The sequence below is a fragment of the Streptomyces similanensis genome (genome assembly GCF_039543625.1).
In the GTDB taxonomy this organism is placed as follows: Bacteria; Actinomycetota; Actinomycetes; order Streptomycetales; family Streptomycetaceae; genus Streptomyces; species Streptomyces similanensis.
Genome location: NZ_BAABKC010000148.1, coordinates 41,028 through 48,321, shown reverse-complemented (window position 1 = coordinate 48,321; position 7,294 = coordinate 41,028). Strand labels below are relative to the sequence as shown.

General features: G+C 72.2%; 6 protein-coding genes. 5 read left to right on the top strand and 1 reads right to left on the bottom strand.

Annotation, left to right across the window (positions count from 1 at the left end; all coding sequences use genetic code 11):
- The 5 genes from ABEB07_RS38575 to ABEB07_RS38555 all read left to right on the top strand — a co-directional run.
- On the top strand, nt 1-406 hold a 406-nt coding region (locus tag ABEB07_RS38575), incomplete at its 5' end, for an alpha-glucosidase C-terminal domain-containing protein (RefSeq protein WP_345672699.1).
- Complete coding sequence (gene treS, locus ABEB07_RS38570) at nt 403-2,121, top strand: maltose alpha-D-glucosyltransferase (RefSeq protein WP_345672698.1); 1,719 nt, start codon at nt 403-405, stop codon at nt 2,119-2,121. The genes ABEB07_RS38575 and treS, both read left to right, overlap by 4 nt.
- A 31-nt stretch (nt 2,122-2,152) precedes the next feature.
- A complete protein-coding gene (locus tag ABEB07_RS38565) occupies nt 2,153-3,541 on the top strand; it encodes a maltokinase N-terminal cap-like domain-containing protein (RefSeq protein ID WP_345672697.1) in 1,389 nt (462 codons plus the stop codon).
- Between the two features lie 4 nt (nt 3,542-3,545).
- Nucleotides 3,546-5,771 (top strand): 1,4-alpha-glucan branching enzyme, encoded by a 2,226-nt coding sequence (gene glgB / locus ABEB07_RS38560; RefSeq protein ID WP_345672696.1) that lies wholly within the window; start codon nt 3,546-3,548, stop codon nt 5,769-5,771.
- 138 nt (nt 5,772-5,909) lie between these two features.
- The gene (locus ABEB07_RS38555; protein WP_176147877.1) at nt 5,910-6,998 is read left to right on the top strand and encodes a glutamate--cysteine ligase 2; all 1,089 of its coding nucleotides are present in this window, start codon (nt 5,910-5,912) and stop codon (nt 6,996-6,998) included.
- Nucleotides 6,999-7,038: 40 nt separating this feature from the next.
- On the opposite strand, the gene ABEB07_RS38550 is transcribed toward ABEB07_RS38555, so the two are convergent.
- Nucleotides 7,039-7,272 (bottom strand): DUF6480 family protein, encoded by a 234-nt coding sequence (locus ABEB07_RS38550; RefSeq protein WP_164587211.1) that lies wholly within the window; start codon nt 7,270-7,272, stop codon nt 7,039-7,041.
- Between the last annotated feature and the right edge of the window lie 22 nt (nt 7,273-7,294).

Sequence of the window (7,294 nt, the reverse complement as noted above, 5' to 3'; positions counted from 1 at the left end):
GGCCGCCGCCGAACGCGAGGGCCGCTCCATCGCCCCCCTCGTCACCCGCCTCAACGACATCCGCCGCCGGCACCCGGCGCTCCACCGGCTGCGCAACCTGCGCTTCCATCCCACCGACAACGACGCCGTGATCGCCTACAGCAAGCGCTCCGGCGAGGACACGGTCGTCGTCGTCGCCAATCTCGACCCGCACCACACCCAGGAGGCCACGGTCTCGTTGGACCTGCCGCAACTCGGCCTGGAACGGCACGAGTCGGTGCCGGTCCGCGACGAACTGACGGGTGAGACCTACCACTGGGGCAGCGCCAACTACGTCCGGCTGGAGCCGGGCCGCAGCCCCGCGCACGTGCTCCACGTCCAGCGACCGTCCACCTCGCCGCAGATCGGAGGGCCTCCAGCGCCATGACAGTCAACGAGCCCGTCCCGGACATCTTCGAGGACGCCCCGGCCAGGGACCGTGACCCGGAGTGGTTCAAGCGCGCGGTCTTCTACGAGGTCCTCGTCCGCTCCTTCCAGGACAGCAACGGCGACGGCGTCGGCGACCTCAAGGGCCTGACCGCCAAGCTGGACTACCTGCAGTGGCTGGGCGTGGACTGCCTGTGGCTGCCGCCGTTCTTCAAGTCACCCCTCAGGGACGGCGGTTACGACGTCTCCGACTACACCGCGGTCCTCCCCGAGTTCGGCGACCTGGCCGACTTCGTGGAGTTCGTGGACGCCGCCCACCAGCGCGGCATGCGCGTCATCATCGACTTCGTCATGAACCACACCAGCGACCAGCACCCGTGGTTCCAGGAGTCCCGCAAGGACCCCACCGGCCCCTACGGCGACTTCTACATGTGGGCCGACGACGACAAGGGCTATCCGGACGCGCGGATCATCTTCGTCGACACCGAGGTGTCCAACTGGACCTTCGACCCGGTGCGCGGCGCCTACTACTTCCACCGCTTCTTCTCCCACCAGCCCGACCTCAACTACGAGAGTCCCGCGGTGCAGGAGGAGATCCTGGCCGCGCTGAAGTTCTGGCTCGACCTCGGCATCGACGGCTTCCGGCTGGACGCGGTGCCCTACCTCTACGCCGAAGAGGGCACCAACTGCGAGAACCTGCCCGCCACGCACGCCTTCCTGAAGCGGGTGCGCAAGGAGATCGACGCGCAGTACCCGGACACGGTGATCCTGGCGGAGGCCAACCAGTGGCCGGAGGACGTCGTCGACTACTTCGGCGACTACGCCGGCGGCGGCGACGAGTGCCACATGGCGTTCCACTTCCCGGTGATGCCGCGCATCTTCATGGCGGTGCGCCGCGAGTCGCGCTACCCCGTCTCGGAAATCCTCGCCAAGACGCCCGCCATTCCGTCGAATTGCCAGTGGGGCATCTTCCTGCGCAACCACGACGAGCTGACCCTGGAAATGGTCACCGACGAAGAGCGCGACTACATGTGGGCGGAGTACGCGAAGGACCCGCGGATGCGCGCCAACATCGGCATCCGCCGCCGCCTGGCGCCGCTGCTGGACAACGACCGCAACCAGATCGAGCTGTTCACCGCCCTGCTCCTGTCGCTGCCCGGCTCGCCGATCCTGTACTACGGCGACGAGATCGGCATGGGCGACAACATCTGGCTCGGCGACCGCGACGCGGTGCGCACCCCCATGCAGTGGACCCCCGACCGCAACGCCGGCTTCTCCTCCAGCGACCCCGGCCGGCTGTTCCTGCCCACGATCATGGACCCGGTCCACGGCTACCAGGTCACCAACGTCGAGGCGTCCATGTCGTCGCCCTCCTCGCTGCTGCACTGGACCCGCCGCATGATCGAGATCCGCAAGCAGAACCCCGCCTTCGGCCTCGGCTCCTACACCGAGCTGCAGTCCTCCAACCCGGCGGTCATCGCCTTCCTGCGGGAGTACAAGGACGACCTCGTGCTGTGCGTGCACAACTTCTCCCGCTTCGCCCAGCCCACCGAACTCGATCTGAGCGCCTTCGAAGGACGGCATCCGGTCGAGCTGATCGGCGGGGTGCGCTTCCCGGCCGTCGGGGAGCTGCCGTATCTGCTGACCCTGGCGGGGCACGGCTTCTACTGGTTCCGGCTCACCAAGGTCGCCTCCCGGATCGGACGGCGGGTCTGAGCGACCGGCCGAGAGAGAAGGAGGTGTGACCATGCCGAAGACCGCGTCCCCGCTGCCGGGCACCGCCGCCCTGGTCGACCCCATGGCCTCGCTCGGATCGCTGCTGCGCGAATGGCTGCCGCGCCAGCGCTGGTTCGCCGGCAAGGACCGGCCGGTCACCGATCTGCGGCTGCTGTCGATGACCGAGCTGTTCCCGGGCTGTCTGCATCTGCTGGTGCAGGCCGAGCACTCGGGCGTCCCCGGCGGGCACGGCGGCGTCCCCGCCCCCGCCGGGACGACCGCGGCGCCGCCCGCCGACTGCTACCAGCTGCTGCTCGGGGTGCGGCGGGAGCCGGCGCCGCGGCCGCACCGGGCGCTCATCGGCCGCCCGGCGGCCGGACCGCTGGCCGGCTTCGCGGTCTACGACGCGCTGTGCGACCCGCGTTCGGCCCAGCTGCTGCTGGAACGGCTGCGGCACCCGGGCGCCTCGGGACCGCTGCGCTTCGAGGCCGACCCGGCCGTGCCCATCCCGGCCGGGCTGGCGCCCAGGGTGCTGGACGCCGAGCAGTCCAACTCCTCCATCGTCTACGGCGACGAGTTCATCCTGAAGGTCTTCCGCCGGATCCAGCCGGGCGTCAACCCGGATCTGGAGGTGCCGTGGGCGCTGGCCCGGCAGGGCTGCCGCCGGGTCCCGGCCCCGGTGGCCTGGCTGCGCACCACCCGGCCGGAGGCGGCGACGCTCGGCGTGCTCCAGCCGTTTTTGCGCGACGCGGCCGACGGCTGGACGCTGGCCCTGCGGGCGCTGGCCACCGGCGACGACTTCACCGCCCAGGCGCACCAGCTGGGGCAGGCGACGGCCGAGGTGCACCTCGCGCTGGCCGAGGCGTTCCCGACCGGCACGCACCGGGAGATGGCGCGCACCGCGGCGGCGATGACCGAGCGGCTGGAGGCGGCGGCGCACAACGTGCCCGCGCTGCGGCCGTACACGGCCCGGCTGCGCACCGCGTTCGCGGCGCTGGCCGGCTGCGACGCCGGGCCGCCCGCCCAGCGCGTCCACGGCGATCTGCACCTCGGCCAGGTGCTGCGGGCCGGGCGCGAGTGGTTCGTGATCGACTTCGAGGGCGAGCCGTCCCGGCCGCTCGCCGAGCGCCGCATCCCCGAGTCCCCGGTGCGGGACGTCGCCGGGATGCTGCGCTCCTTCGACTACGCCGCCCGGCAGCGCCGCCCCTGGCGCCCGGAGTGGGCGCGCCGGTGCCGGGAGGCGTACTGCGCCGGGTACGCCTCCCGGGCCGGCTGGGACCCCCGTAAGAAACACGCCCTGCTGCGGGCCTACGAGACGGACCGTGCCGTGTACGAAGTGCTGTACGAGGCCCGGCACCGTCCCGACTGGCTCGCCGTACCGATGGCGGCGATCGAACGTCTCGCCGTGAGAGGAGGCTGAACCGGTGGCACTGCGCGAAACGTCACTTCCCGAGCCGTCCGGACCCGTCCCGCCCGCGGTGGGCCGGGCCCCGGCCGCACCGCCCCTTGACCCCGCCGACCGTGCGCGGCTGCTGTCCGGCGCGCACCACGATCCGCACGCGCTGCTGGGCGCGCACCCGGTCGACGGCGGTGGCGTCGTCTTCCGGGCGCTGCGCCCGTTCGCCCGCGCGGTGGGCGTCGTCGTCGGCGGCGAGCGCACCGACCTGGTCCCGGAGGGCGACGGCCTGTTCTCGGCCGTCCTGCCCTTCGGGGCGGTCCCCGAGTACACGCTCGTGATCGCCTACGAGCACGAGGCGTACGAGGTCCACGACCCCTACCGCTTCCTGCCCGCGCTCGGCGAGCTGGACCTGCACCTGATCCGGGAGGGCCGGCACGAGCAGCTGTGGCGGGCGCTCGGCGCCGAGCCGATGACCCACCAGGGCGTGGCCGGCACCCGGTTCACGGTGTGGGCGCCCAACGCGCGCGGGGTGCGGGTGGCCGGGGACTTCACCTACTGGGACGGGACCGCCTTCCCGATGCGCTCGCTGGGCGCGGCCGGGGTGTGGGAGCTGTTCCTGCCCGGGATCGGCGAGGGCGCGAGGTACAAGTTCGAGATCACCTCGCAGTACGGCGGCCGGTTCCTGAAGGCCGACCCGATGGCGCGGCGCGCCGAGGTGCCGCCGGACACCGCCTCGATCGTGACGGCCGCGCACCACGAGTGGGGCGACGCCGAGTGGATGGCGCACCGCGGGGACACGCCCGTGCACGAGGCGCCGCTGTCGGTGTACGAGGTGCACCTGCCGTCCTGGCGCAAGGGGCTGACCTACCGGGAGCTGGCCGAGGAGCTGCCGGCGTACGTGAAGGACCTGGGCTTCACGCATGTGGAGCTGATGCCGGTCGCCGAGCACCCCTTCGGCGGCTCGTGGGGCTACCAGGTCACCGGTTTCTACGCCCCCACCTCACGGCTGGGCGCCCCGGACGACTTCCGGTACTTCGTGGACGCCTGCCACCGGGCCGGGATCGGCGTGATCATGGACTGGGTGCCGGCCCACTTCCCCAAGGACGACTGGGCGCTGGCCCGCTTCGACGGGGACCCGCTGTACGAGCCCGGCGACGCGCAGCGCGCCGAGCACCCCGACTGGGGGACGTACGAGTTCGACTTCGCCCGCACCGAGGTGCGCAACTTCCTGGTCGCCAACGCCGTCTACTGGTGCGAGGAGTTCCACATCGACGGCCTGCGGGTGGACGCGGTCGCCTCGATGCTCTACCTGGACTACTCGCGCGACTCCGGCCAGTGGACGCCCAACCCGTACGGCGGCCGGGAGGACCTGGACGCGATGGCGTTCCTCCAGGAGATGAACGCGACCGTGTACCGGCGGGCGCCGGGCGTGGTGACGATCGCGGAGGAGTCCACGGCGTGGGGCGGGGTGACCGCGCCGACCGACCGGGGCGGGCTCGGTTTCGGGCTGAAGTGGAACATGGGCTGGATGCACGACTCGCTCCAGTACATGAGCAAGGAGCCGGTGCACCGCAAGTACCACCACCACGAGATGACGTTCTCGATGGTGTACGCCTACAGCGAGAACTACGTGCTGCCGATCTCGCACGACGAGGTGGTGCACGGCAAGCAGGCCCTGGTCTCCAAGATGCCCGGCGACTGGTGGCAGCGGCGGGCGAACCACCGGGCCTACCTCGGCTTCATGTGGGCCCACCCCGGCAAGCAACTGCTGTTCATGGGACAGGAGTTCGCCCAGGGCGGCGAGTTCTCCGAGGAGCACGGGCCGGAGTGGTGGCTGCTGGAGGAGGGCAACGTCTCGGCGGGCGACCACCGCGGGGTGCGCGACCTGGTGCGCGACCTCAACACGCGCTACCGGTCGACCCCGGCGCTGTGGCAGCGCGACACCAGCCCCGAGGGTTTCCGCTGGGTCGCCGTGGACGCCGCCGAGGACAACGTCTACGCCTTCCTGCGCTACGACGCCGAGGGCGTGCCGCTGCTGGCGGTGTCCCACTTCTCCCCCGTGGTGCGCGAGGACTACCGCCTCCAGGTGCCGGACGACGTGATCGCCTGGACGGAGGTCCTCAACACCGACGCCGCCCGCTACGGCGGCGGCGACGTGGCCAACCCCGGCCCCGTCAAGCCGGAGGACGGCGGCATCCGGCTCACGCTCCCGCCGCTGGCCACCCTCTGGCTGGCCCCGTACCCCGCCTGATCGGGTCCCTTCCCGGGCCGGCGACCGGACGTCTCCTCCGCACCGAGGTGTCCGGCCGCCGTCCCGGGGCAGTCGGGGGTCGTACGACGACCCGGCGACGGCCCGGTGTCGCGTGACGACACGGAAAGGCGGCGACAGGTGCGGACCGTCGGAGTGGAGGAGGAACTCCTCCTGGTCGACCCGGAGACCGGTGAGCCCAAGGCGCTGTCCGCGGCGGTGCTCGCCCGGGCCGAGGCGGACGACGCGGACCAGGACGTGTTCGAGAAAGAGCTGTACGGGCAGATGCTGGAGTTCGCCACGCATCCGCAGACGGACATGGCCGAGCTGGGCGCGGAGATCGCGCGCTGCCGCAAGGAGGCGGCCCGGCACGCCGGGGAGATCGGCTGCGCGGTGGCCGCGCTGGCCACCTCGCCGCTGCCGGTCAGCCCCACCATCAGCATCAACCCCCGCTACCAGTGGCTGGCCGACCAGTACGGCATCGCCACCCGGGAGCAGCTGGTGTGCGGCATGCACGTGCACGTGTCCGTGGAGTCGGACGAGGAGGGCGTCGCGGTCCTGGACCGCATCCGCCCCTGGCTGCCCGTGCTGGTGGCGATCAGCGCGAACTCGCCGTTCTGGCAGGGCAGGGACAGCAGTTACGACAGCTACCGCAGCCGGGTGTGGGACCGCTGGCCGTCGGCCGGCCCGACCGAGCTGTTCGGCTCGCCCGAGCGCTACCACCGGCTGGTGGCGGACATGGTGTGCACCGGCGTCATCCTGGACGAGAAGATGGCGTACTTCGACGCGCGCCTGTCCGAGCGGTACCCGACGGTGGAGGTGCGGGTCTCGGACGTGTGCCTGCACGCCGAGACGGCCCAGCTGATCGCCACGCTGGCCCGCGCCCTGGTGGAGACCGCCGCCCGCGACTGGCGGGCCGGCCGGGAACCCGCGGACCACAGTGTGACCCTGCTGCGGCTGGCCGGCTGGCAGGCCGCCCGGGCGGGCCTGGCACGCGAGCTGCTGCACCCCGACACCATGCGGCGGCTGCCGGCCGAGTCGGTGCTGGAGGCGCTGCTCGACCACGTCGGCGACGCGCTCACCGACTCCGGCGACCTGGCGGGAACCCGGGAGGCGGTGGCCGGGCTGCTGCGGCGCGGCAACGGCGCCACGGTGCAGCGCGAGCTGCTGGAACGGACCGGCAGCCTGCGCGAGGTCGTCACGGAGTGCGTACGCCACACCCAGGGGTGAGACCGCCGGAGTCCTCCGGGGCGGGACGGCTGGGGCGGTCTCAGAAGATCAGGGCCAGGGCGTAGGCGAGGAAGCCGGCGGCGACCACCAGGACGAGGAGCAGGATGAGGGTGAGCGGGGCCTTGGCCCAGCCCCTGGACCGGTAGTCCGGTTCGTGCGGGGCCGCCTCGGGCATGCTGCTCTCCGCCGGCGGGGTCTCGCCGGGTGGCACACCGCCCCCGGGCTCCAGGCCGGGCGTCCGCTCGGGATCGGGATCGGGATTGACGTAGCTCATGGCCGCCGGGTTCCCCGATCGG

Excerpts from the sequence above, each read along its gene's own strand:
- ABEB07_RS38565 (WP_345672697.1), top strand. The coding sequence starts at position 2,153 with ATGCCGAAGACCGCGTCCCCGCTGCCGGGCACCGCCGCCCTGGTCGAC.
- ABEB07_RS38550 (WP_164587211.1), bottom strand. The coding sequence starts at position 7,272 with ATGAGCTACGTCAATCCCGATCCCGATCCCGAGCGGACGCCCGGCCTG.
- treS (WP_345672698.1), top strand. The coding sequence starts at position 403 with ATGACAGTCAACGAGCCCGTCCCGGACATCTTCGAGGACGCCCCGGCC.